This window comes from Pseudomonas sp. CF161, from assembly GCF_000416215.1.
Classification (GTDB): Bacteria; Pseudomonadota; Gammaproteobacteria; order Pseudomonadales; family Pseudomonadaceae; genus Aquipseudomonas.
Map to the genome: position 1 here is coordinate 86,150 of NZ_ATLP01000034.1, position 21,571 is coordinate 107,720.

Sequence of the window (21,571 nt, forward strand, 5' to 3'; positions counted from 1 at the left end):
CCCTGGCCATCTCTCGTCATTGATTACGCAGGCTTTCCAGCAACTTATGGGTCGGGTAGCCGTCTGCCGGCCAGCCGAATGATTGCTGCGCGCTGCGGATCGCCTTGCGGGTATTGGCGCCGATGATGCCGTCTGCAGTGCCTGCATCATAGTTGCGGGCGGTCAGCAGGTTTTGCAGCTCGATACGCTCGGAGCGGCTCAGTGGCAGGTCATCCTTGGGCCAGGCGCCGCTGATCAGGCCGGCACCGGTGAAGCGTTCGGAAAGCAGATTGACTGCCAGCGCGTAGGACGACGAGTTGTTGTACTTGAGCACGGCGCGGAAGTTATCGAGGATCAGGAACGCCGGTCCCCGGTAACCCGCCGGCAATAGCAGGGCCGCCGACAGGTGCTCCGTACCCGCCGGCAGATTGCTGCCGTTGGGTAGCTTCAGGCCCAGCTTTGCCCATTCGGCGACACTTTTACGGATGGCGCCGTCGGCCAGGGAGTAATCGAAGTTATCGGCCAATCGCACCTCGAAGCCCCAGGGTTGGCCTTTTTGCCAGCCCGAGCTTTGCAGGTAGTGGGCGGTCGAGGCCAGGGCGTCAGCCGGGCTGTTCCAGATGTCGCGACGGCCGTCGCCGTCGAAGTCCACGGCGTGGGTGTTATAGGTGGTCGGAATGAACTGGGTCTGGCCCATGGCGCCAGCCCAGGAGCCGAGCATCTTCTCCGGCTGGATGTCACCCTGCTGGAGGATCTGCAGGGCGGCAATCAGTTGGCTGTTGGCGAAGGCTGGACGCCGTCCCTCATAAGCCAGGGTTGCCAGGGAGCGAATGACCGACTTGTTGCCCTGGAAGTCGCCGAAATTGCTTTCCATGCCCCAGACAGCCACCAGTGCCTGGCGATCGACGCCGTAGCGCTGTTCGATCTTTTGCAGAGTGTCGGCGTATTGGGTGAGCAGGGCCTGGCCTTTGCGCACTCGCAGCGGTGATACCGCGCCGTCGAGGTATTCCCATACCGGCCGGCTGAATTCCGGCTGGCTACGGTCGGCCTTGATCACGCTCATGTCTGGGGTAATACCGGCGAAGGCGCGATCGAACAGCTCGGCACGGATGCCAGCATTCAAGGCTTCGACGCGGAACCCGGCCTGCCATTCAGCGAAGGTCTGGGTGGGTTGGATATCCAGATTGTCGACGGTCAGCGGGGCGATGGTCGCGGGAGCGGCCAGGGGGGCGGCTTGAAGGTTGGGCAGTGGCTGGGCGTCGGCGGCTGTAGGTTTTTCCGCGCAGGCGACAAGCAGAATAAGACTGGAGGCGGCGGCCAGTTGACGAAGGCGCCAATGACGGGAATTACGGAAGGGCATGCACAGGTCCAGGGAATACGAATCAGGTGCAGACCTTACCATGCCAAAGGGGAGCTTGCCTTCAGGCGGCCAGAAAGTAAGAAGCCTCCCAGCTTTTAGACTGGAAGGCTTCGCGGCGGTAGCTGCCTTTGCCCTTGGCGGGTTGTTCCTGACGGCTGCGGAACAGTGGCTGGGCAATGATGGATTTGGCCTTGTTGGGGCCATGCTTGGATGGCTTGCTCATGGGGATCTCTCGCTGTGCTGGTGGGTTGTACGGCGCAGATGATCGGCCAGAGTTCGGCTGTTGTCCAGCCCCTATGATGTGTAGGTGTTTTCGCAGTGATCGCTAATCGATAGCGGCTTGGTGCGGCCAATCACTCCGCCGGCAGTGCCAGGCGTTGCCCCGACATCAGCAGCGACAGGCGGCTCAAGCTGCTCCAGGGCGAGCCGGCGGCCTGGCCCTTGATCTGGGCATCGATGCGTTGGGCATCCAATAGCAGTTGTCCCCAGCGTTGCGCCGAATAGCGTTGCAGGGCTTTGCTCATCAGCGGCTTGCGTTTGTCCCAGACCGGAGGCCGGGCCTGGCTGAAGACTTTATCCAGTGGCACGCCTTGGCTGAATTGCAGCGACAGATTACCCAGCAACCGCAGTTCCCGGGACAGTGCCCAGAGAATCACCGGAGGCTCAACGCCTTCGCCGCGCAGGCCTTCGAGCATGCGCAAGGCGTGCGCGGCTTCGCCATTGAGAATGGCGTCCACCAGCCCGAACACATCGAAACGAGCGCTGTCGGCGACTGCAGCCTGCACGGTCTCGACGGTCAGTTGTCCGCCTTCGGCCATTAGCTTGAGCTTTTCGATTTCCTGGGCGGCGGCCAGCAGGTTGCCTTCGACCCGCGCGGCAATCAGTTCCACCGCGTCTTGGCTGGCAGAAAGCCCGGCCTGGGACAAGCGCTGGCGAATCCACTGTGGCAGCTGGTTGGCGTCCACTGGCCAGATCTGCACGAACTGAGTCTGCTCGCCTTCGACCAGGGCCTTGCCCCACTTGGTTTTCTGCGCGCTGCCATCGAGCTTGGGCAGGCTGATAAGCAGCAAGGTGTCTTCGGCAGGGCGTGAGCAGTACTCGATCAGCGCCGCTGCGCCCTTGTCGCCAGGCTTGCCCGACGGCAGGCGCAACTCCAGCAAGCGCTTCTCGGCGAACAGCGACATGCTCGCGCCGGCTTGCAGCAGCGTGCCCCAGTCGAAACTGGCATCGGCGCTGAACACCTGGCGCTCGTCATAGCCTTGCTGGCGTGCCGCGGTGCGGATGGCATCGGCAGCTTCCTGGCACAGCAACGGGTCGTCGCCACTGATCACATAGACCGGTGCGAGGCTGCCTTGCAGGTGTTTAGCGAGTTGGGCGGGGGCGAGTTTCATAAGGAAGGGCAAGCGGGGCGCCTGGGCGCCCCGCAAGGCTTACTGGTTCGGCAACTGCATTGGCGACTGTTGCGGAGTTTCCGCTTCAGCCTTCTGTGCCGCTTCCAGGGCGTCGGCGTCGGCCTTGGCCTTGTTTCTTGCCGTCTGCTCAAGCTGCTGCAGTTGCTCCGGGTTCAGCAGTTGCAGGCGCAGCACCATGCGCTGCACCAGGTCGCGGCGCATTTCCTTGCGCACTTCGATCGCCTCCTGGTCGGTACCCACCAGGTTGCTGCCGTCGTGGATGTACACCTTCTGTACTTGCATTTTGTCATCGAGCAGCACGAGGTTGTCGCTGCTGAGGATCTGGTAGTTCAGTACGTTGGTCATCTCATACTCGGTGGAGCGACCGGCGCCGGCGTAGCTGAGGCTGCGCTGGTTTTCCTGTTCATTGGTCAGTACCAGCTTGTATGGCGCGCCAGTGTGTATCTCGACGCCACTGTTCTGCAGTACCTGGCGCAGTAGGGTGACGGTTTCGCCATAGGCGTTGCGTGCACTCAGGTCGAGTTCCTTGAACGCCATATCGTAGTTGCCGGTGCCGCGCAGCTGGAAGCCGCAGGCGCTTAGCAGTACAGCCAGGCCCATCACCAGCAGATTGCGTTTGATCATCTTGTTGCTCCCCTTGAAACCATGTGGGCCGACTCTGCGGCCCTGGAGGTTTTATGCGGCGCCAGGTCAATGACCTGACACCTGATCCAATTAGCTAGCGACGATATTGACCAGTTTGCCGGGCACGACGATCACTTTGCGAATCGTCAGGCCTTCAGTGAAGCGCAGCACGTTCTCGTTGCTGCGAGCAGCGGCTTCGACCTCTTCGCGGCTGGCGCTGGCCGGCATTTCGATCTGCCCGCGCAACTTGCCATTCACTTGGATGACCAGTTGCAGGCTGTCCTGTACCAGGGCGCTTTCGTCCAGTACCGGCCAGCCGGCGTCGATCACCGGGTCGGCGTGACCCAGGCGATTCCACAGCTCGTGGCTGATGTGCGGGGTGATAGGCGCAAGCAGCAGGACGACCGTTTCCAGGCCTTCCTGTACCAGTGCGCGGTCCTGTTCGGTGATTTGCGGTGCTTTTTCCAGCACGTTCATCAGCGTCATCACCTGGGCGATGGCGGTGTTGAATTTGTGATTCTGGCCCACGTCCTGGCTGGCCTGGCGGATAGCCAGGTGAGTGCTGCGACGAATGATTTTTTGCTCATCGTTCAAGCCGGCCACGTCCAGTTTGCCTGGGAGACCCTGGCTGATATGGGCATGCGCCAGGCGCCAGACGCGCTTGAGGAAGCGGTGCGAACCTTCCACGCCGGAGTCGGACCATTCCGCGCTCATGTCAGGTGGCGAGGCGAACATCATGAACAGGCGGCAGGTATCGGCGCCGAACTGATCGATCATCGACTGAGGGTCGACCCCGTTGTTCTTGGACTTGGCCATCTTCTCGGTGCCGCCGATCTCTACCGGCAGACCGTCGCTGATCAGCTTGGCACTGATCACCTTGGCTTTGCCGTCACGCTCCAACTCGACGTCGGCCGGGTTGAACCAGGTGTAGGCGCCATTGGCTTCGCGGCGATAGTAAGTCTCGGCAACCACCATGCCCTGGGTCAACAGGTTCTTGAACGGTTCATCAGAGCTCACCAGGCCTTCGTCGCGCATCAGCTTGTGGAAGAAGCGCGCGTAAAGCAGGTGCAGGATCGCGTGTTCGATGCCGCCGATGTACTGATCCACCGGCAACCAGTGGTCAGCCGCGGATTTTTCCACCAGCCCGCCTTCATAGTGTGGCGAGGCATAGCGGGCGTAGTACCACGAGGACTCGACGAAGGTGTCCATGGTGTCGGTTTCACGCTTGGCCGGAGCGCCGCATTTCGGGCAGGCGCACTCGTAAAACTCGGGCATGCGCGCCAATGGCGAGCCTGCGCCGTCCGGCACCACGTCTTCGGGCAGCACGACGGGCAGTTGGTCTTCCGGGACCGGAACATCACCGCAGCTGTCGCAGTGGATGATCGGGATCGGGCAGCCCCAGTAGCGCTGGCGGCTGATGCCCCAGTCGCGCAGGCGGAACTGGGTACGCGAGGCGCCCAGGTTTTTCTTGACCAGCGCCACCTCCATGGCGTCGAAGGCGCCGGCGAAGTCGAGGCCATCGAACTCGCCGGAGTTGATCAGCGTGCCGTGCTCGCCATAGGCGTCCTGCCAGGGTGCCGGGTTGGTGTCACCGGAGCTGGTGCGCACCACCGACTTGATTGGCAGGTTGTACTTGGTGGCGAACTCGAAGTCGCGCTCATCGTGGGCTGGAACAGCCATCACCGCGCCATCGCCGTAATGCATCAGCACATAGTTGGCGACCCACACCGGAAGTTTCTCGCCGGTCAGCGGGTGCTCGACGAACAGCGAGGTCGGCAGGCCTTTCTTTTCCTGGGTGGCGACGTCGGCTTCTGCGACGCTGCCGCCTTTGCATTCGGCGATAAAAGCCTGCAGTTCAGGGTTGTTCTGGGCCGCCAGAGCCGCCAGTGGATGCTCGGCAGCCACGGCAACGTAAGTTGCGCCCATCAGGGTGTCCGGGCGGGTGGTGAAGACTTTCAATACGCCCGCTTCGCCGATGGAGTCGACGTTGTACGGGAACTGCACTTCCATGCCGCGGGACTTGCCGATCCAGTTGCGCTGCATGGTCTTGACCTGCTCGGGCCAGCCCGGCAGATCGTCGAGGCTCGACAAGAGTTCATCCGCGTAGGCGGTGATCTTGAAGTAGTACATCGGGATTTCGCGCTTTTCGATCAGCGCGCCGGAACGCCAGCCGCGCCCGTCGATCACCTGCTCGTTGGCCAGCACGGTCTGGTCGATAGGGTCCCAGTTCACGGTGCCGTTTTTACGGTAGATCACGCCTTTTTCGAACAGGCGAGTGAACAGCCATTGTTCCCAGCGGTAGTAATCCGGCTTGCAGGTGGTCACTTCACGGGACCAGTCCACGGCCAGGCCCAGGCTGCGCAGCTGGGTTTTCATGTAGGCGATGTTTTCGTAGGTCCACTTGGCGGGAGCCACGTTGTTCTTCATCGCGGCGTTTTCCGCCGGCATGCCGAAGGCGTCCCAACCCATGGGTTGCAGGACGTTCTTGCCCAGCATGCGCTGGTAGCGGGAGATGACGTCGCCGATGGTGTAGTTGCGCACATGCCCCATGTGTAGCTTGCCGCTGGGGTAAGGGAACATCGATAGGCAATAGAAAGTTTCCTTGCCTGGCTGTTCACTGACTTCAAAGGACTTTTGCTCATCCCAGAATGACTGGGCGGCGGCTTCAATTTCACGGGGCTGATAATGTTCGTGCATGGCTACTTTTGAACTGAATAGGGGTGGCCTAATCCTCTTCATTGCAACGTTGGGCGGTGATGGCGCCAGATACGGCGTTTTCGAGGCCCAGTCGAGCTGGAAGTGGAGTTACAGGAAGCGCCGTAGCATACATGACCGCGCTCTACCGAGGGAAACCCTGATTGCGCGCCCTGGGCCGTTGGTCGCGGCGCCAGGCCGCTTTCATCTGCCCGGCTAAGCTGAAATTGGGGAGCAAGACTGATCTTCAATGAGGTGAGCGGATGGCTGAGTCGCAGCAAAAAGCTACAAAACCCGAGTTGTACGAAAAGCTTATAGATCGTTTGGCATTGGCGCTGGATGCAGCAAAAACGGCGGGTCGCTTGCGCGATGAGCGTCCCCTGGAATTGGAGTTGCGAGGTCTGAGTCGCGCCGAGTTCGAGTTGGTCAAGGCGTATCTGGATCGCAGTGAGCGTATGACGCAGGCAGGCGTGCTGGAGAGTTTGAAGCAGTGCGCAGCGCCACGTTCAGCCAAAGTCATCTGGTTGAAAGACAGGCTGCCATTGAGGGAACAGGTAAAGGCTCGTTCCCTGAGGTGCAAGTAGCCCTGAGCTTCTCGTTTTGGTCTGCCTCCGGCTGCTGGCGCGGGCCTTGAGGTTTGAAATTCATCTCGCGCCTGTTGTTGCAGGGCGTCTATCCACTTAGGCTTCGGGCATCTTTGGAGATGCCCGATGCCCCTTCGTTATTTCATCAAGCAATTGCTGTTGCCGCCCGGTGTCCTATTGCTGTTGCTGGCCCTTGCCTGGTGGTTTCGCAATACGCGCCCACGCCTGGCCGGGCTGTGTTTTGCCCTTGGCCTGGGCGGTTTCTGGGTGATGAGCCTGCCGATCATGGTGGAGTGGGGGGCCAGAGCCCTGGAGCGCGAGCCGGCGCTGGCGACAGATCAGTGGGCGGCGCTGGCCGAGCGGGCGGATGCGATTGTGGTGCTGGGCTCCGGGCGCGAACGGGGTGATCCGGCCTGGGGGTATGACCAGCCGACCGGTGTGGGCCTCGAGCGGGAGCGCTATGCAGCGCGACTGGCCAAGGCCTCTGGCCTGCCGGTATTGACCAGTGGCGGCTTGCACTATGGCACGCCGCCGACCGAGGCGGCGCTGATGGCCGAGTCGTTGATGGGGGACTTTGGGGTGGCGGTGCGCTGGCAGGAGGGACGCAGCCGTACCACTTGGGAGAATGCCCAGTTCAGCGCCGAAGTGCTGCTGCCCCAGGGCATCAAGCGAGTGGTGGTTGTGACCCAGGCCTGGCACATGCCGCGTGCGGCCTGGAGCTTCGAGCGGGCAGGTTTCACCGTGGTGCCGGCGCCCGTGGGTTTTCTGGGGGTGGATAATGCGCGGCCGCTGGGCGGCTGGATGCCGGAGTTCAAGTCGATCTGGCAGAGCGGCCAGTTGTTGAACGAAGCCGTGGGGCAGGTGGGCTACAAACTGTTCTATCGCTGAGGGCCGACAAGCCAGGGCCCGCAGCCAAGGGCGCGGGAACGGCTTGCCGGCGTCGGGTCAAACGGTCTTGGCAATACGGCTGGCCAGCAACGCCCAGCCAAACAACAGGCTGCACAGGATGATCAGCGGCCAGGAGCGCCATTGCAGATAGGGCGTGAGGTTATGCATGGGCACCACTTCTCCGTAGAGAATCCCGCGCTCGAACTGCGGAATCTGCACGGTGATCTTGCCAGACGGGTTGATCAGCGCGGTCACCCCGTTGTTGGTGGCACGGATCATCCAGCGCCCGGCTTCCAGGGCGCGCATCTGGGCCATCTGCAAATGCTGCAGGGGGCCGATCGAGGTGCCGAACCAGGTGTCGTTACTGATGGTCAGCAACAAGTCGCTGCGAGCCGAGAGGCCGGCGGCGAACTCCGGGTAGACCACCTCGTAACAAATGAACGGTGCGATCTGATAACCCTTGGCCTGCAGCAGCGGCTGGTCGGCGGGGCCGCGGGCGAAGTCCGACATCGGCAGGTTGAAGAAGTCGATCAGGCCGCGCAGCAGGTCCTGCAGGGGCACGTACTCGCCAAAGGGCACCAGTTTCTGTTTCAGGTAGGTGCCATCGCCCTCGCCAACCACGGTGATGCCATTGAAGAAGCGTTTTTCGTGGCGCAGTTCCTGGCGAATCGGAACCCCGGTGATCAGCGCGGAATGCCTGTCAGCCGCAAAGTTGCCCATCATCGTCAGGTAGCCTTCAGCTGACTCCTTGAGCACAGGGACTGCGGTTTCCGGCCAGATCAGCAGGTCCACTGGCTTGGAACTGAAGCTCATGTCGCGGTACAGCGCCAGTTGCGCGTTGAGCTGGGCCGGGTCCCATTTCATGCTCTGTTCGATGTTGCCCTGAATGGCTGCAACAGACAGCGGCTTGCCCGATGGGCTGGTCCAGGCGTGGTCCTTGAGGCTGAGGCCGATCACCCAGGGTGCAGCCAGTAGCAGCAGGCCGGCGACGATAAAGCCTTTGCGCCCGACCCGGATCAAGCGCGGCAGGTTGTAGAGCAGCGCAGCGGTCAGGGCGAGGGAGAAGGAAATCAGCCACATGCCGCCCAATGGCGCGAGCCCGGCCAGGGGGCCATCGAGCTGGCTGTAGCCGGAATAGAGCCATGGGAAACCGGTCAGGAACCAGCCGCGAAAGGCCTCCTGGGCCAGCCACAGTGCAGCGAACGCCAGGGCATCGGCCAGGGGGGCTTCATTGCGTCGCAGCCAGCGTGCCCAGAGCCAGGCGGGCAGGGCGAAGAACCAGGCAATTGCGGCAATGAACGCCAGCATCAGCAGGCCGGCCAGCAGCGCTGAGGCGCCGCCGTAGGTATGGATGCTGACGTAGATCCAGCTGGTGCCGGCGCCGAACAGGCCAAAGCCGAAGCACCAGCCACGGCCCAGGGCTTGACGGGGTTTCAGCTCACGCAGGCCGGCGTAGAAAAGTCCCACCGCCAGCAGGGCCAGCGGCCAGATGTCGTACGGTGCCAGGGCCAGGGTGGTGATTGCGCCAGCCGCCACGGCCAGCAGGTTACCGGGCCAGCCGGGGCGGGTGATCCAACGCATGTCAGTCCTTAGCGGGAGATAGGGGTCAGGCGCAGCAGGTGGATCCGGCGGCTGTCGGCATTCAGGATGCGGAAGCGATAGGCGCCGATTTCGGTGATTTCATTGCGCTTGGGCAAATGCCCGAACGCGCTCATCACCAGGCCACCCACGGTGTCGAATTCATCGTCGGAGAACTCGCTGTCGAAAAACTCGTTGAAGTTCTCGATCGGCGTCAGTGCCTTGATCAGGAAGTCGCCGCTGGGCAACGGCTTGATGTAGCTGTCTTCCTCGACGTCATGTTCGTCCTCGATGTCGCCGACGATCTGTTCCAGCACGTCCTCGATGGTCACCAGACCGGCCACGCCGCCGTATTCGTCGATGACGATCGCCATGTGGTTGTGGTTGGCGCGGAACTCGCGCAGCAGCACATTAAGGCGCTTGGACTCCGGCACGAACGTCGCCGGGCGCAGCAGATCCTTGATGTTGAAGCTGTCGCCGTTCTCCTTGAGGATCAGCGGCAGCAGGTCCTTGGCCAGGAGGACGCCCATTACGTCGTCATGGCTTTCGCCGATCACCGGGTAGCGCGAGTGCGCCGAATCGATGACTGCGGGCAGGAACTCGCGCGGGGTCTGGGTCGCCTTGATGCTGATCATCTGCGAGCGCGGGACCATGATGTCCCGTACTTGCAGGTCCGCAACCTGGATGGCGCCTTCGACGATAGCCAGCGCTTCGCTGTCCAGCAGCTTGTTCTGATGGGCTTCACGCAGCAGCTCAAGCAGCTCCTGGCGGTTTTTCGGCTCATGGGCAAAAGCCTGGGTGAGCTTACCCAGCCATGACTTCTGCCCGTTGCTCGATCGATCTTCGCTCATAGCGATTACTCTAAATCCTTGGTTGTTACAGGTGGATGTAATTAAGACTCGTCGTCGGCATAAGGGTCGCGATGACCCAATTCTGCAAGCAATGTTCGTTCCAGTGCTTCCATTTCTTCGGCTTCGTCGTCATCTATATGGTCGTAACCCAGTAGATGCAAGCAGCCGTGAATGACTAGATGGGCCCAATGGGCCTCAAGTTCCTTGCCTTGTTCCGCCGCTTCGCGCTCGACCACTTCAATGCAGATCACCAGGTCGCCGAGCAGTGGAATATCCAGCAGCTCGTCCGGCACATCGGCCGGAAACGACAGCACGTTGGTGGCGTAATCCTTGTGGCGCCAGGTGTGGTTCAGCTCGCGCCCTTCAGGCTCGTCCACCAGGCGAATGGTCAGCTCGGAGTCGGCGCTGCGCTGGCGCAAGGCCAGTTCGCACCATTGGCGGAACTGGGACTCGCTGGGGGCAGGCTTGTCACTGGCCAGTTGCAGATCAAGCTCAAGCATCGTGGCGATGGCCTTTTTCTGCAGTTGGCTCTTCGGGCGCAGGGTTTTCGAAGCGGTCGTAGGCTTCGACAATGCGCTGGACCAGCGGGTGGCGCACCACATCCTTGGCCAGGAAGTGAGTGAAGCTGATGCCCGGAACGTCCTTGAGCACGGTGATGACCTGGGACAGCCCGGACTTGGTGCCTTTGGGCAGGTCGACCTGGGTGATGTCACCGGTGATCACCGCTGTCGAGCCGAAGCCGATACGGGTCAGGAACATCTTCATCTGTTCGACGGTGGTGTTCTGGCTCTCGTCGAGGATGATGAAGCTGTTGTTCAGGGTGCGGCCGCGCATGTAGGCCAGCGGGGCGATCTCGATGATTTGGCGTTCGATCAGTTTGGCCACGTATTCGAAGCCGAGCATCTCGTAGAGCGCGTCGTACAGCGGGCGCAGGTAGGGGTCGATCTTTTGCGCCAGGTCGCCGGGCAGGAAGCCGAGCTTTTCACCGGCTTCGACGGCAGGGCGTACCAGCAGGATGCGTCGCACTTGCTCGCGTTCCAGGGCGTCGACGGCACAGGCCACGGCCAGGTAGGTCTTGCCGGTGCCGGCGGGGCCGATGCCGAAGTTGATGTCGTTATTGAGGATCTCTTTGACGTAGCGCTGCTGATTCAGGCCGCGTGGACGGATCATGCCTTTCTTGGTGCGCAACGCGACGCTGGCTTCGGCCACCGGGTTGTTGGCGAGATCCTCTACGGCGGACTCCTGCAGGTACAGGTGCACGGTTTCCGGCGACAGCTCGGTCCCCTTGGTTTCCCGGTACAGGCGGCGAATGAGGTTTTCCGCGGAGGCGGTGAGTCTGGATTCACCAATGAGTTCGAACTGGTTTCCGCGATTGCGGATCTCGATGCTCAGGCGTTGTTCGATCAAGCGCAGGTGCTCGTCGAATTGTCCGCACAGGTTGGCGAAGCGGCGAGCCTCAAAAGGCTCGAGGAGGAAGCGATGTGGTTCTATGGGTGCGTTCAAGGTCGTTTTAAGCCGCCCTGGGGCAATTAAGATGAAATCAAGGATAACGCCAGTGGCGCGGGTGCGAAAGCACTTAAATAGTGGAGCCGGTCCTCGGCAACCCAGCCTGGCCAGTGTGAACACTGGTCAGGCTGTTGTGAGGTCGTCCGGCTCAGGCGAGCGGCAATCCTTCAGGCCACGGTGGCAGGCGCGCCGACTTCTCTCGCGGTGCCGCTTTGCTCGGTCACAGGCAGCAATGATCCGCGCAACGAGTGCGGCTGGGCGGCGTCGATGTGCACGTCGGCGAACTGGCCGATCAAGGTCGGGTTGTCGCAGCGGAAGTTGACGATGCGGTTGTTCTCGGTCCGGCCCTGCAGTTCGCCAGGGTCTTTCTTCGAATAGTCGGTGACCAGGATCCGCTGGATCGACCCGACCATTTGTCGGCTGATCTCGAAGCCCTGCTGATTCAAGCGGTGTTGCAGGGCATTCAGGCGTTCTTTCTTCAGTTCTTCCGGGGTGTTGTCGACCAGGTCGGCAGCCGGGGTGCCCGGACGCTGGCTGTAGACAAACGAGTAGGAAAAGTCGAAGCCGACGTCTTCGATCAGCTTCATGGTCTGTTCGAAGTCTTTTTCAGTCTCGCCCGGGAAGCCGACGATAAAGTCGGAACTGATGCAGATGCCGGGTACCGCCGCGCGCAGTTTGCGCAGCTTGGATTTGTACTCCAGGGCCGTGTGGTTGCGCTTCATGGCCGCGAGGATCCGGTCGGAGCCCGATTGCACCGGCAAATGCAGGTGTTTCACTAGTTCCGGGACTTCGGCGTGGGCCTGGATCAGGCTGTCGGAGAATTCCAGGGGGTGCGAAGTGGTGTAGCGAATACGTTCGATGCCGTCGACCGCGGCCACCACTCGAATCAGCTCGGCCAGGTCAGCCAGGCGCCCGTCATGGGTCAGGCCGCGATAGCCGTTGACGTTCTGCCCCAGCAGGGTGACTTCGCGCACACCGTTTTCCGCGAGGTGGATGATCTCGGCGATCACATCGTCAAAGGGGCGGCTGACTTCTTCGCCACGGGTGTAGGGCACGACGCAGAACGTGCAGTACTTGCTGCAGCCTTCCATGACCGACACGTAGGCGCTTGGGCCATCGATGCGCGGCTCTGGCAGGTGATCGAACTTTTCGATTTCCGGGAACGAGATGTCGACTTGCGGCAGCTTGGTGATGCGCGCCGCATCGATCATTTCCGGCAGGCGGTGCAAGGTTTGCGGGCCAAAGACCACGTCGACGTAGGGCGCGCGATCGCGGATCGCCGCGCCTTCCTGGCTGGCCACGCAACCGCCGACGGCAATCACCATGTTCGGGTTGGCCAGTTTCAGTTCGCGCCAGCGGCCGAGCTGGGAGTACACCCGGTCCTGGGCGCGTTCGCGGATCGAGCAGGTATTGAGCAGGATGACGTCGGCATCTTCAGCGCGGGCAGTGACTTCCAGGGCCTGATGTTCACCCAGCAGATCGACCATGCGCGAGCTGTCGTACTCGTTCATCTGGCAACCGTGGGTTTCGATGTAAAGCTTCTTGGCCATGGGGGATCGTCAACTGGTGGTAAAGAACCGCGCATTATAGGGGGCATGCCGATAGGTTCCTAGCACTGTGCATCGGGTGCCATGCTATAGTTCGCGCCCTCTTTTATATCCCCCGATGTGTTACCCGCCCACCATGACCAAACGTGAAGCTCCAATCTATAAGGTGATTTTCCTCAACCAGGGCCAGGTGTTCGAAATGTACGCCAAGCAGATCTATCAAAGTGATCTGTGGGGTTTCCTGGAGGTGGAAGAGTTCGTCTTTGGCGAGCGCACCCAGGTGGTCGTCGATCCGAGCGAAGAGAAGCTCAAGGCGCAGTTCGAAGGCGTGGTCCGCAGTTTTGTGCCGATGCATTCGATCGTGCGCATCGATGAAGTGGAGCGTCTGGGTACACCGAAGATCAGCGAAGCCCGTGGCATGAGCAACGTCATGCCGTTCCCGATGCCGATGCCTGAAAAGTAGTATCGGCCCACTGGCTGAGCGTGGGCGCATGCCCCGCTCGACAGCCAGGCAGGCGTAAATCTACCCGCGATTCATAAGGTAGGCGCTGTGATCGGCTCGGGTCCCTGATACCGCTCAGGGCAGGGGAGAGAAGGGCGAACGCCCGTCGGCGCTCTGCAGTTCCATCAGGTATTTGCGGAAGATCTGCCCCAGCACCTGGGTCGCTACTTCCAGTTCATCACGCTGCATATGCTCGGCGACTTCGTCGGCCGTATCCAGCGCATCTTCGGCACCATTGACCGCCGCCATCTTCAGCACGATATACGCCTGGACGTTATTGGCGGGCACGCCTTCACCGTGGAAAAACATGGTTCCGAGCTTGAACTGTGCCTGGGCGTGGCCTTGCAGTGAGGCTTTCTCGAAGTAGCTGAGGGCCAGGTTGAGGTCGCGCGGCGCGCCCTTGCCCTCGTAATAGAACTCGCCCAACTCGTACTGTGCTTGTGCATCGCCTTCATCGGACGCTTTCTGGCAGGCGGCGAGCGCCTCGGCCAGGTCCTGCGGCTGAGTATTCAGGGTGCAGCGACCCATCGCTGGGATCAACAACGAGTTGCCGCCCGCTTGTGCGTGCGCGAGCAGGGGCTGAAGGAGCAACAGGCAGCCCAATGCAAGGGCGCGGCCGGTGCGGTTCATGGGAATCGACTTACCTCTGGAGGGCACGCGGACCCATCGAGGGATCCAATAAGCGCGCATTATGAAATAAGCAGGGCCAACCTTACAAAGTCTTTACTCGTTTTTCTGCTGCGCGGGCGCTATATCCGCAGCTTTCGGCGGATTTATGGCTTTACGGGGCGCAAACAGCGAGTGACGAAGTGCAACCGCCGCCGGCAAATGCTGGCGGCGGTCGAGGCAGGCTTTACTTCAATGCGGCAAATGCGCGTTCGGCGGCGTCCAGGGTCAGTTTCAACTCGGCATCGCCGTGGGCGATCGAGGTGAAGCCGGCCTCGAAGGCGCTCGGCGCCAGGTACACGCCACCTTCGAGCATCAGGTGGAAGAAGCGCTTGAACAGGTTGGCGTCGCTGGCCATGACATCGTCAAAGGTGACGATGTCGTCGGCGCCACTGAAGTACAGGCCGAACATGCCGCCTGCCTGAGTGGTGACGAACGGTATGCCCGCGGCATCGGCACGCTGTTGCAGGCCGTCGAGCAGGCGGCTGGTGTAGTCGCTGAGTTCGGCGTGGAAGCCCGGGCGGCTGATCAGGCGCAAGGTGGTCAGGCCGGCAGCCATGGCCAGCGGGTTGCCCGACAGGGTGCCGGCCTGGTAGACCGGGCCCAGCGGGGCGATGTGGTGCATGATCTCGCGCTTGCCGCCGAAGCAGCCGACCGGCATGCCGCCGCCAATGATCTTGCCGAAGGTGCTCAGGTCCGGAGTCACGCCGTAATGGGCCTGGGCGCCGCCGAGGGCGACCCGGAAGCCGGTCATCACTTCATCGAAAATCAGCACCACGCCGTGCTGGTCGCACAGGCTGCGCAGGCCTTCGAGAAAGCCCGGCGCCGGCGGCACGCAGTTCATGTTGCCAGCCACTGGCTCGACGATGATGCAGGCCACTTCCTGGCCGACTTCGCCCAGCATCTTCTCGACCGCAGCGATATCGTTGAACGGCAGCGTCAGGGTGTGTTTGGCAAACGCCGCAGGAACGCCGGCCGAGCTTGGAACGCCCTGGGTTAGCGCGCCGGAACCGGCTTTTACCAGCAGGCTGTCGGAGTGACCGTGGTAGCAGCCTTCGAACTTGATAATGCTGTCGCGGCCGGTGAAACCCCGGGCCAGGCGGATGGCGCTCATGGTGGCTTCGGTGCCGGAGCTGACCATGCGCACCATCTCCATCGACGGCACGATGGAGCAGACCAGGTCTGCCATCTCGGTTTCCATGGCCGTCGGCGCGCCGTAGGACAGGCCGTGTTCCAACTGCTTGCGTACTGCGTCCAGCACGTCCGGGTGGCTGTGGCCGAGGATCATCGGGCCCCACGAGCCAACGTAATCGACATAACGCTTGTCATCTTCGTCAGTGACGTAGGCGCCTTCGGCGTGCTTGAAGAACAACGGGGTACCGCCAACGCTCTTGAACGCACGCACGGGCGAATTCACGCCGCCGGGGATGTGTTTCTGGGCATTGGCAAACAGCGTTTCGGAACGGGACATGATCGGGCTCTCAGCAATCAGCAATTGAATAAGGCGTTGAAGGCGCGGGCGCGGCGCGTCACGTCCTGGGTGCTCGATGCACCAAACAGGCCGTGGACCACCGCCAGCAGGTCGGCGCCATGGGCCACCAGTGGCGCGGCGTTGTCGAGGGTGATGCCGCCGATCACGCAGATCGGCAGGTGCAGGCTGGCGCGGGCCTGGTCCAGCAGTTCAAGGTTGGCGGTCGGCGCGCCGGGCTTGGTGCTGGAATTGAAAAAGCGGCCAAAGGCGACATAGCTTGCGCCCTCCTTGGCGGCCTGCTCGGCGAGTGCGAGTTGGCTGTGGCAGGTCGAGCCGATGATTGCCTTGCGCCCGAGCAGGGCCCGGGCGGGCGTCAACGGACCATCGGTCTGACCCAGGTGCACGCCGACACCAATGCGCGCCGCCAGCTCCGCGTCATCGTTGATGATCAGTTGGGTGGTGTAGCGCTCGCACAGTCGCTGCAGGGTCTCGGCCTCGCGCAGGCGACGGGCTTCGTCGTTGCTCTTGTCGCGGTATTGCAGCAGGGTCACGCCGCCATCCAGCGCGGCCTCCACGTACTGCAGAAACTTGCCGGCCAACAGTTGGCTGTCGGTGATGGCGTACAGGCCACGTAGTTTCATTGAAAGCCTCAAGGCGTTACGAGCAGAAATCCAGGGGCAGGCGGCGCGGTACGAACTGGCCTTTGCCCAGTTGTTCGGCGTCGCGCAGGGTTCGCCAGGTGTAATCCAGGGCGGTTTTCACTGCGCTGGCCAAGTGTTCCCCCTGGGCCAGGCGACCCGCCAGGGCGCTGGCCAGTGTGCAGCCGGAACCGTGATAGCTGCCGGGCAGGCGCTGGCAGGTGTAGGTTTCACGCAGGCCGTCGCGACTATAGAGACGATTATGCACCTGGTGCTCGTCGCCATGGCCGCCGGTGATCAGCAGGTGTTTGACGAACGGCAGGAGTTTTTCAGCGCACTCATCGGCGGTGCCTTCGGGCAATTCGGCCAGGATTCGTGCTTCGGGGAGGTTGGGCGTGGCAATGGTGGCCATCGGCAACAGGCGCTCGCGCATGGCATAGCCGACTTCATCCTTGCCCAGGCGCCCGCCGCCGCCGGCCCTGAGCACCGGGTCGCAGACCATCGGCAAGTGCGGATGCGCCTGGAGCAGTTCGACCACGGTGTCGACCATCTCCAGGGAGCCGAGCATGCCGAGCTTGACCGCGGCCACGGTCGAATCGTTGAGCACGGCATTGGCCTGGGCCAGTACCCACTCACGATCCAGGACCCGGAAGTCGCTGACGTTGACCGTGTCTTGCACGGTCAGCGCGGTAACAGCCGGAGCTGCATGACAACCCTGGGCGAGCAGGGCTTCGATATCTGCCTGCAAGCCGGCGCCACCACTTGGGTCGTGGCCGGAGAGACAGAGGACAACGGGGCGAGAGCTGTAGATATTCATGGTGCGCGAGCTTACCACCAAACGTTTTTTTTCGCGGCTCTCGGCGCGCCTTTGCGCCGGGTTGCAACTTCCCATGAATCGACTTGACTGAACGAACAGCTCTAGCTCAATGGATAGCGCTGAAATGCCCGTTCTAGAGCCTTTAGACTAAAACTTTCAATGGTGCTCAATGGCCATCAGCGGCTATGCTAGAGTGGATCCAAACCAATAACAGGTAATGCCGGTTTTACGTCTGCTCAAAAGGAATGGGGGCTTTTTGACACAACCGGACAGGCCACGCTGGGGCTTTATGCGCTATTTGTTGATGTTGCTGTTGTGTGTGCCGATGTTGGCTGGCGCGGTCGAGTTCGACGAGTTCACTCAGCGCCTGCCCTTGGGCCAGGTCATGCAGGTGTTCGAAGATGTGAGTGGCGAGGCGACCATCGCCGAAGTCAGTTCACAGGTTTTGGCTGGCAATTTCAAAACCCACGAAAAGCCCACCCTCAATGCCGGTTACTCGCACTCGGCATTCTGGTTGAAAGTCGACCTGGATTACCGGCCCGGCAACCCCACGGCGCAGCGCACCTGGTTGCTGGAACTGGCTTACCCACCGCTGGATCATCTCGACCTCTACCTGCCCGATGAAGGCTCCGGCTACCGCCTGGCTGGCCGGACGGGCGATGCCTTGCCCTTCGATAGCCGGCAGATCCGCCAGAACAACTACCTGTTCGACCTGAGTTTTGCGCCCAACGAGCACAAGACGGTGTTCCTGCGCCTGCAAAGCGAGGGTTCGATCCAGGCCCCGCTGACGCTCTGGTCGAGCACCGCCTACCTCGAGGCGCAGCCGATGCGCCTGTACGTGCTGGGGCTGATTTACGGCGTGCTGCTGGGGATGCTGGTCTACAACCTGTTCATCTACCTCAGCGTGCGCGACACCAGCTACCTCTACTACATCTTCTATATCGCCTCGTTCGGCCTGTACCAACTTTCGGTCAACGGCGCGGCGGTCGAGTATTTCTGGCCGAACAACCCATGGTGGGCCAACGCCGCCACGCCCTTCTTCATCGCCTCGGCCGCGCTGTTCGGCAGCCAGTTCGCCCGCAGTTTCCTGCAGACCTCAAACCACAGCCGTTGGGTTGATCGCCTGTTGTTAGTGCTGATCGCTTGTAGCGCCGTGGTGCTGGGCCTGTCGCTGATGACCAGCTACGCCCTGGCCTTGCGCCTGGCGACCGGCCTGGCACTGATCTTCACCGTGGTGATCTTCGTTTCCGGGATTGTGGTCTGGTACCGAGGCTTGCGCGTGGCGCGCTATTTCATCATCGCCTGGTCGGCGTTTTTGTTCGGCGGGGTGATCAACACCCTGATGGTGCTCGGCTACCTGCCTAACGTGTTCCTGACCATGTACGCCAGCCAGATCGGGTCGGCGATCGAGGTGGCGCTGCTGTCCCTGGCCCTGGCCGATCGGATCAATTCGATGCGCGAGCAGCAGGCGCAGACCCTGTTCGATGCCGGGCAGAAGCTTGAAGTGCTGAACCAGCAACTGGCCCACAGCAACCGGCTCAAGGACGAGTTCCTGGCCACCCTGACCCACGAATTGCGCACCCCGATGAATGGGGTGATCGGCTCCCTGGAGCTGATGCAGACCCTCGATCTGGATCCGGAGCTTGAGCAGTATCAACAAACCGCTGCCGGCTCGGCGCGGGACATGATGCGCATGGTCAACGGCATCCTCACCCTGACCGAATTGCAGGCTGGCAAGCTCAGCGCGCAACGCGAGTCGTTCAGCCTGCGTGCGATGGTTGATGGCCTGCGCCTGCAGTTTGCGGCCAATGCCTCGGGCAAGGCCCTGGGGTTCGATGTCGACCTGGCGGCCGGGGTGCCGGACCGCCTGCTGGGCGATCGCGGCAAGCTCAATCAATGCCTGGAGTGCCTGCTGGACAACGCCATCAAATTTACCCGTGTCGGTGGCGTGGTCCTGCGTATCACCGCCAAGCCGGAGGTTGATGGGCGCCAGGCGCTGAGCTTGGCCGTGATCGACACCGGGATCGGCTTCGTCAATCTGGACGAAGCGACCCTGTACCAGCGGTTTTTCCAGCTCGACAGCTCAATGACCCGGGAATATGGCGGGCTGGGGGTGGGCCTGGCCATTTGCCGGCAGTTGATTGAGCTGCTGGGTGGCCACTTGACCCACGAGTCCGAGCCGGGGCGCGGCAGTTGCTTCCGCCTGGAGGTCGAGTTCGAGGTGGACGCCAGTCCGGCTCTGCGCACTCCTTCGGTATTCCAGGCGCGCTCGGTGTGCCGGCGGGTGCCGGAGGATTGCACGATGCTGCTGGTGGATGACAACAGCATCAATCAGTTGGTGGTGCGCGGCATGTTGCTCAAGCTCGGTTATCGGGTGCTCTGCGTCGACAGCACCGCCCAGGCCCTGGAGCAACTGCGGGTGGAGAAGGTGGACGGGGTGCTGCTTGATTGCCAGATCAGCGCCCAGGACGCCACGGCGTTCAGCGCCCAGGTGCAGGCCTTGCCCGGTTGCGCCAGGTTGCCGGTGCTGGTGGCGCTGGCGTGCACCCATGCTGCCGAGCGCGAGCATTGCACGGCCTATGGCTGGATCGAGCACGTGGCCCGGCCGGTGAAATTCGAGGAGTTGCAAGTGGTGCTGTTCAAGCGTGTGCTCTGTCCTGAGCAGGGTGAAAGTGCCGATATTTAGGCGCATATGACACTTTGAACCCCGGGGGTGGGGTGCTTAACTGAGGCCAGTCACGCCTTCAGGAGCCCCGTCATGAACCTGCACCAGTTCGCTGAAACCCACGAAGTCACCAACCAGCCGCCTTCTCTGGATGGCATCAACCTGTATCGCATCGACCTGCCGCTGCAAGAGTGGACCCGGCGTTTTGGCGGCGCCTGGGCCGAGCCGCGGATCGATGCCTATGGGGCGCTGGCCGGTGGCCCGCTGATGGAGGCGGGCTTTCTGGCGAATCAGAATAAGCCGGTGTTTGTCAGCCATGATCGCTTTGGGCATCGCCTGGACCTGGTGGAGTTTCATCCGGCCTATCACCAGTTGATGCGTACCGCCGTCGAACACGGCTTGCCGTCGCTGCCCTGGACCGACGCCCAGCCCGGTGCCCACGTGGCCCGCGCCGCGATGACTTACCTGCACAGCCAGGCCGAGGCCGGCAGTGGCTGCCCCCTGACCATGACCTTTGCCTGCGTCCCGGCGCTGAAGTTGCAGCCCGACCTGGCCGAGCAATGGCTGCCCAAGGTGCTGGCCACCGAGTACGACCCGCGCAACGTCGGCATGGCGCACAAGGCCGGTGTGACCATCGGCATGGCGATGACCGAGAAGCAGGGCGGCACCGATGTGCGGGCCAACACCACCAGGGCTTATCCGGTGGGAACGGGTGGGCCCGGGCAGGCCTATGAGTTGGTAGGGCACAAGTGGTTCTGTTCGGCGCCGATGTGCGATGCCTTTCTGACCCTGGCCCAGACCGAAAAGGGCCTGACCTGTTTCCTGCTGCCTCGGCATCGCCCCGATGACAGCCGCAATCAGTTCTATATCCAGCGCCTGAAAAACAAGCTCGGCAACTGCTCCAATGCTTCCAGCGAAGTGGAGTTTCGCGGCGCCCTGGCGTGGATGGTGGGCGAGGAAGGTCGCGGGGTGCCGACCATCATCGAGATGGTGGCCATGACCCGTTTCGATTGCATGGTCGGCTCCAGCTCACTGATGCGCCAGGCGCTGACCCAGGCCAGCCATCATTGTGCCCATCGGCTGGTGGGTGGCCGGGTGCTCGCCGAGCAGCCGCTGATGCAGAACGTCCTCGCCGATCTGGCCCTGGAAAGCGAAGCGGCCCTGGCCTTGAGCCTGCGCGTGGGACGGGCCCTGGATCATCTGGATGATGGCCAGGAGGCCAAGTTCTCGCGGCTGGTGACGGCGGTGGGCAAGTATTGGATCTGCAAGCGGGCGCCGGCCATGATCAACGAAGCCGCCGAGTGCATGGGCGGCGCCGGGTACGTGGAAGAAAGCATCCTGCCGCGGCTGTACCGCGAGGCGCCGGTCAACTCGACCTGGGAAGGCTCGGGCAATGTGCAGTGCCTCGATGTGCTGCGTGCCCTGTCGAAAGAGCCCGGGGTGCTCGATGTGTTGTTCGCCGAGCTTGGCGATGGTCATGGCGACAAACGCCTGGCCGCTCATATCACCGCGCTGCAACAGGCCTTCAAGGACACCGACGATATCCAGTACCGCGCGCGGCAACTCACTGAAGACATTGCCCTCGGGTTGCAGGCCAAGCTGTTGCTGGAGGCGGGCAATGCGGCGGTCAGTGATGCCTTTATCGCCAGCCGCCTGGGCAATGCCGGGCGCGTCTATGGCACCTTGCCGCGGGGCCTGGATGTGGCGGCGATAGTGGCACGCTGCACGCCCCAGGCCTTTTGATGAACCTTTAGCACTGCGGGCGATTGGGCGGTTCCCGTGAGGCGGC

At 62.1% G+C, this 21,571-nt stretch carries 19 protein-coding genes; 5 read left to right on the plus strand and 14 right to left on the minus strand.

Translation table 11 applies throughout. The features are described 5' to 3' along the window. Positions 1–16: 16 nt before the first annotated feature. The 5 genes from CF161_RS04035 to leuS form a co-directional block, all read right to left on the minus strand. Entirely contained in the window at positions 17–1,339 is a 1,323-nt protein-coding gene (locus CF161_RS04035) for a lytic murein transglycosylase (protein WP_020295285.1), read from the minus strand. A 61-nt stretch (positions 1,340–1,400) separates the two neighbouring features. After that, on the minus strand, positions 1,401–1,562 hold the full coding sequence (arfA, locus tag CF161_RS04040) for an alternative ribosome rescue factor ArfA (RefSeq protein ID WP_020295286.1): 162 nt from the start codon (positions 1,560–1,562) through the stop codon (positions 1,401–1,403). 130 nt (positions 1,563–1,692) lie between these two features. After that, complete coding sequence (holA, locus tag CF161_RS04045; protein ID WP_020295287.1) at positions 1,693–2,730, minus strand: DNA polymerase III subunit delta; 1,038 nt, start codon at positions 2,728–2,730, stop codon at positions 1,693–1,695. A gap of 39 nt (positions 2,731–2,769) precedes the next feature. Further along, on the minus strand, positions 2,770–3,375 hold the full coding sequence (gene lptE, locus CF161_RS04050; protein WP_020295288.1) for an LPS assembly lipoprotein LptE: 606 nt from the start codon (positions 3,373–3,375) through the stop codon (positions 2,770–2,772). Between the two features lie 90 nt (positions 3,376–3,465). Beyond that, entirely contained in the window at positions 3,466–6,072 is a 2,607-nt protein-coding gene (gene leuS, locus CF161_RS04055; protein WP_020295289.1) for a leucine--tRNA ligase, read from the minus strand. Between the two features lie 260 nt (positions 6,073–6,332). On the opposite strand from leuS, the gene CF161_RS04060 reads away from it, so the two are divergent. Continuing rightward, positions 6,333–6,653 carry a hypothetical protein gene (locus CF161_RS04060; RefSeq protein ID WP_020295290.1) on the plus strand — a complete coding sequence of 107 codons (321 nt, stop codon included), beginning with the start codon at positions 6,333–6,335 and terminating at the stop codon, positions 6,651–6,653. A gap of 126 nt (positions 6,654–6,779) precedes the next feature. Further along, positions 6,780–7,541, plus strand: a complete 762-nt coding sequence (locus CF161_RS04065) for a YdcF family protein (RefSeq protein WP_020295291.1) — start codon at positions 6,780–6,782, stop codon at positions 7,539–7,541. A gap of 57 nt (positions 7,542–7,598) precedes the next feature. Here the strand turns inward: CF161_RS04065 and lnt are convergent, their stop codons facing one another. From lnt to miaB, 5 genes are all read right to left on the minus strand, one after another. Beyond that, entirely contained in the window at positions 7,599–9,122 is a 1,524-nt protein-coding gene (lnt, locus tag CF161_RS04070; protein ID WP_020295292.1) for an apolipoprotein N-acyltransferase, read from the minus strand. 8 nt (positions 9,123–9,130) lie between these two features. Continuing rightward, positions 9,131–9,970 (minus strand): HlyC/CorC family transporter, encoded by an 840-nt coding sequence (locus CF161_RS04075; protein WP_020295293.1) that lies wholly within the window; start codon positions 9,968–9,970, stop codon positions 9,131–9,133. A gap of 41 nt (positions 9,971–10,011) precedes the next feature. Further along, positions 10,012–10,470: an rRNA maturation RNase YbeY gene (gene ybeY / locus CF161_RS04080; RefSeq protein WP_020295294.1), complete on the minus strand. Its 459-nt coding sequence runs from the start codon at positions 10,468–10,470 to the stop codon at positions 10,012–10,014. Beyond that, positions 10,463–11,473: a PhoH family protein gene (locus CF161_RS04085; protein ID WP_020295295.1), complete on the minus strand. Its 1,011-nt coding sequence runs from the start codon at positions 11,471–11,473 to the stop codon at positions 10,463–10,465. The genes ybeY and CF161_RS04085 overlap by 8 nt, the downstream gene beginning before the upstream one ends. Before the next feature lie 170 nt (positions 11,474–11,643). Then, the gene (gene miaB / locus CF161_RS04090; RefSeq protein WP_020295296.1) at positions 11,644–13,026 is read right to left on the minus strand and encodes a tRNA (N6-isopentenyl adenosine(37)-C2)-methylthiotransferase MiaB; all 1,383 of its coding nucleotides are present in this window, start codon (positions 13,024–13,026) and stop codon (positions 11,644–11,646) included. A 133-nt stretch (positions 13,027–13,159) separates the two neighbouring features. On the opposite strand from miaB, the gene CF161_RS04095 reads away from it, so the two are divergent. Continuing rightward, positions 13,160–13,486: a DUF1820 family protein gene (locus CF161_RS04095; protein WP_020295297.1), complete on the plus strand. Its 327-nt coding sequence runs from the start codon at positions 13,160–13,162 to the stop codon at positions 13,484–13,486. A 114-nt stretch (positions 13,487–13,600) separates the two neighbouring features. On the opposite strand, the gene CF161_RS04100 is transcribed toward CF161_RS04095, so the two are convergent. The 4 genes from CF161_RS04100 to CF161_RS04115 form a co-directional block, all read right to left on the minus strand. Next, positions 13,601–14,155, minus strand: a complete 555-nt coding sequence (locus tag CF161_RS04100; RefSeq protein ID WP_020295298.1) for a tetratricopeptide repeat protein — start codon at positions 14,153–14,155, stop codon at positions 13,601–13,603. A 223-nt stretch (positions 14,156–14,378) separates the two neighbouring features. Continuing rightward, complete coding sequence (gene hemL, locus CF161_RS04105; protein ID WP_020295299.1) at positions 14,379–15,662, minus strand: glutamate-1-semialdehyde 2,1-aminomutase; 1,284 nt, start codon at positions 15,660–15,662, stop codon at positions 14,379–14,381. A 17-nt stretch (positions 15,663–15,679) separates the two neighbouring features. Further along, positions 15,680–16,303: a thiamine phosphate synthase gene (gene thiE, locus CF161_RS04110; protein WP_020295300.1), complete on the minus strand. Its 624-nt coding sequence runs from the start codon at positions 16,301–16,303 to the stop codon at positions 15,680–15,682. Positions 16,304–16,319: 16 nt separating this feature from the next. Continuing rightward, complete coding sequence (locus CF161_RS04115) at positions 16,320–17,117, minus strand: hydroxymethylpyrimidine/phosphomethylpyrimidine kinase (protein WP_020295301.1); 798 nt, start codon at positions 17,115–17,117, stop codon at positions 16,320–16,322. 289 nt (positions 17,118–17,406) lie between these two features. Here CF161_RS04115 and CF161_RS04120 point away from each other — a divergent pair, with 289 nt between their 5' ends. Together CF161_RS04120 and CF161_RS04125 are read left to right on the plus strand one after the other, a co-directional pair. Further along, positions 17,407–19,803: a hybrid sensor histidine kinase/response regulator gene (locus CF161_RS04120; RefSeq protein ID WP_020295302.1), complete on the plus strand. Its 2,397-nt coding sequence runs from the start codon at positions 17,407–17,409 to the stop codon at positions 19,801–19,803. A gap of 72 nt (positions 19,804–19,875) precedes the next feature. Beyond that, positions 19,876–21,525: an acyl-CoA dehydrogenase family protein gene (locus CF161_RS04125; RefSeq protein ID WP_020295303.1), complete on the plus strand. Its 1,650-nt coding sequence runs from the start codon at positions 19,876–19,878 to the stop codon at positions 21,523–21,525. Positions 21,526–21,571 lie beyond the last annotated feature (46 nt).

What these genes read in the sequence shown, in the direction of transcription:
- CF161_RS04035 (WP_020295285.1), bottom strand. Translation starts at nt 1,339, where the DNA reads ATGCCCTTCCGTAATTCCCGTCATTGGCGCCTTCGTCAACTGGCCGCC.
- arfA (WP_020295286.1), bottom strand. Translation starts at nt 1,562, where the DNA reads ATGAGCAAGCCATCCAAGCATGGCCCCAACAAGGCCAAATCCATCATT.
- holA (WP_020295287.1), bottom strand. Translation starts at nt 2,730, where the DNA reads ATGAAACTCGCCCCCGCCCAACTCGCTAAACACCTGCAAGGCAGCCTC.
- lptE (WP_020295288.1), bottom strand. Translation starts at nt 3,375, where the DNA reads ATGATCAAACGCAATCTGCTGGTGATGGGCCTGGCTGTACTGCTAAGC.
- leuS (WP_020295289.1), bottom strand. Translation starts at nt 6,072, where the DNA reads ATGCACGAACATTATCAGCCCCGTGAAATTGAAGCCGCCGCCCAGTCA.
- CF161_RS04060 (WP_020295290.1), top strand. Translation starts at nt 6,333, where the DNA reads ATGGCTGAGTCGCAGCAAAAAGCTACAAAACCCGAGTTGTACGAAAAG.
- CF161_RS04065 (WP_020295291.1), top strand. Translation starts at nt 6,780, where the DNA reads ATGCCCCTTCGTTATTTCATCAAGCAATTGCTGTTGCCGCCCGGTGTC.
- lnt (WP_020295292.1), bottom strand. Translation starts at nt 9,122, where the DNA reads ATGCGTTGGATCACCCGCCCCGGCTGGCCCGGTAACCTGCTGGCCGTG.
- CF161_RS04075 (WP_020295293.1), bottom strand. Translation starts at nt 9,970, where the DNA reads ATGAGCGAAGATCGATCGAGCAACGGGCAGAAGTCATGGCTGGGTAAG.
- ybeY (WP_020295294.1), bottom strand. Translation starts at nt 10,470, where the DNA reads ATGCTTGAGCTTGATCTGCAACTGGCCAGTGACAAGCCTGCCCCCAGC.
- miaB (WP_020295296.1), bottom strand. Translation starts at nt 13,026, where the DNA reads ATGGCCAAGAAGCTTTACATCGAAACCCACGGTTGCCAGATGAACGAG.
- CF161_RS04095 (WP_020295297.1), top strand. Translation starts at nt 13,160, where the DNA reads ATGACCAAACGTGAAGCTCCAATCTATAAGGTGATTTTCCTCAACCAG.
- CF161_RS04100 (WP_020295298.1), bottom strand. Translation starts at nt 14,155, where the DNA reads ATGAACCGCACCGGCCGCGCCCTTGCATTGGGCTGCCTGTTGCTCCTT.
- hemL (WP_020295299.1), bottom strand. Translation starts at nt 15,662, where the DNA reads ATGTCCCGTTCCGAAACGCTGTTTGCCAATGCCCAGAAACACATCCCC.
- thiE (WP_020295300.1), bottom strand. Translation starts at nt 16,303, where the DNA reads ATGAAACTACGTGGCCTGTACGCCATCACCGACAGCCAACTGTTGGCC.
- CF161_RS04115 (WP_020295301.1), bottom strand. Translation starts at nt 17,117, where the DNA reads ATGAATATCTACAGCTCTCGCCCCGTTGTCCTCTGTCTCTCCGGCCAC.
- CF161_RS04120 (WP_020295302.1), top strand. Translation starts at nt 17,407, where the DNA reads ATGCGCTATTTGTTGATGTTGCTGTTGTGTGTGCCGATGTTGGCTGGC.
- CF161_RS04125 (WP_020295303.1), top strand. Translation starts at nt 19,876, where the DNA reads ATGAACCTGCACCAGTTCGCTGAAACCCACGAAGTCACCAACCAGCCG.